The 1,385-nt window shown below is 67.3% G+C and carries 2 protein-coding genes; both read right to left on the bottom strand.

Translation table 11 applies throughout. The features are described from left to right. Positions 1–3 precede the first annotated feature (3 nt). Positions 4–879 carry a dTDP-4-dehydrorhamnose reductase gene (gene rfbD / locus C5B85_RS18860; RefSeq protein WP_258070911.1) on the bottom strand — a complete coding sequence of 292 codons (876 nt, stop codon included), beginning with the start codon at positions 877–879 and terminating at the stop codon, positions 4–6. After that, positions 876–1,385, bottom strand: a 510-nt coding sequence (locus C5B85_RS18865) for a dTDP-glucose 4,6-dehydratase (RefSeq protein ID WP_146078041.1), incomplete at its 5' end; no start/stop codon positions are given. The genes C5B85_RS18865 and rfbD, both read right to left, overlap by 4 nt.

The raw sequence follows: 1,385 nt of genomic DNA on the forward strand, positions 1-1,385 counted from the left end.
CCATCAGGTGTTGAGGACTCCTTGCGCGGCGGCGTCTTCGAGTGCATCGAGCCAGGGCCGCATGGGTGGAACCCCCGCGTTCGTCCAGGCGTCGTGGCCGAGGACGGAGTACGCGGGGCGAGGGGCCGGACGCACAAACGCGGTGCTGTCCGTCTTCTTCACGTTCCCGGGATCGAAGCCTGCGAGGCGGAAGATCTCTCGAGCGAAGTCGTACCAGGACGCGACACCAGCGTTGGTGCCGTGGTATGTGCCCGCGGGCGCGTTCGTGTCGACAAGCGCCACTATCTGGGCGGCGAGATCCGCCGAGTACGTGGGCTGGCCGAGCTGGTCGGACACGACGGACACTTCCGGCTTGCTCGCCGCGAGGCGCGCCATGGTCTTCGCGAAGTTCGGGCCGTCCGCCCCGTACAGCCACGCGGTGCGCACGATGTACGACGCGTCGGGCAGCGCCTCACGCACCGCCGTCTCTCCGGCAGCCTTGGTGCGCCCGTACGCCGAGATCGGGTCGTGCCCCGCATCTTCCGCGTACGGTTTCGTCGCGTCACCGCGGAAAACGTAGTCGGTGGACACGTGCACAAGCCTCGCGCCGTGCCTCGCGGCCGCCGCGGCGAGCACTCCTGGACCCGTCGCGTTCACCGCGTACGCAGTGTCTTCGTCGGTCTCCGCACCGTCCACGTTCGTGTACGCGGCGGCGTTGACAACGACGTCCATCCCCGCCACGGCGGCATCCACCGCGGCAGCGTCAGTGATATCGAGCGCGGCTCGACCAAGGGCGGTGACTTCCCGGCCCGCGAAGGCGCGCTGAAGATCGCGCCCGAGCATCCCGGACGCACCCGTGATCAGAACCCGCGCAGCGGGGACAGACGTCGATTCGGTCACAGGGCAGCGCGCTCCTTCAGCGGCTCCCACCAGGTGCGGTTGTCGCGGTACCACTGCACCACGTCAGCCAGGCCCTGCTCGAACGGAACCTTCGGCTCGTACCCCAGCTCGCGCTGGATCTTCGAGATGTCCACCGAGTAACGCAGGTCGTGGCCGAGGCGGTCCTGCACGCGGTCCACGTAGGACCAGTCCTTGCCCGTCGCGTCGAGCAGCAGCTGCGTGAGCTCCTTGTTCGTCAGCTCCGTGCCGCCACCGATGTTGTAGATCTCGCCGGGCTTGCCACCCACGAGCACCATCGCGATACCGCGGCAGTGGTCGTCCACGTGCAGCCAGTCGCGGATGTTGTTGCCCTCACCATAGAGAGGAACGTGCTTGTCATCGATGAGGTTCGTGACGAACAGCGGGATGACCTTCTCCGGGAAGTGGTACGGGCCGTAGTTGTTCGAGCAGCGCGTGATCGACACGTTCAGGCCATGCGTGCGGTGGTACGACCGCGCGATGAGGTC

The organism is Pseudoclavibacter sp. AY1F1 (assembly GCF_002931075.1).
In the GTDB taxonomy this organism is placed as follows: Bacteria; Actinomycetota; Actinomycetes; order Actinomycetales; family Microbacteriaceae; genus Pseudoclavibacter.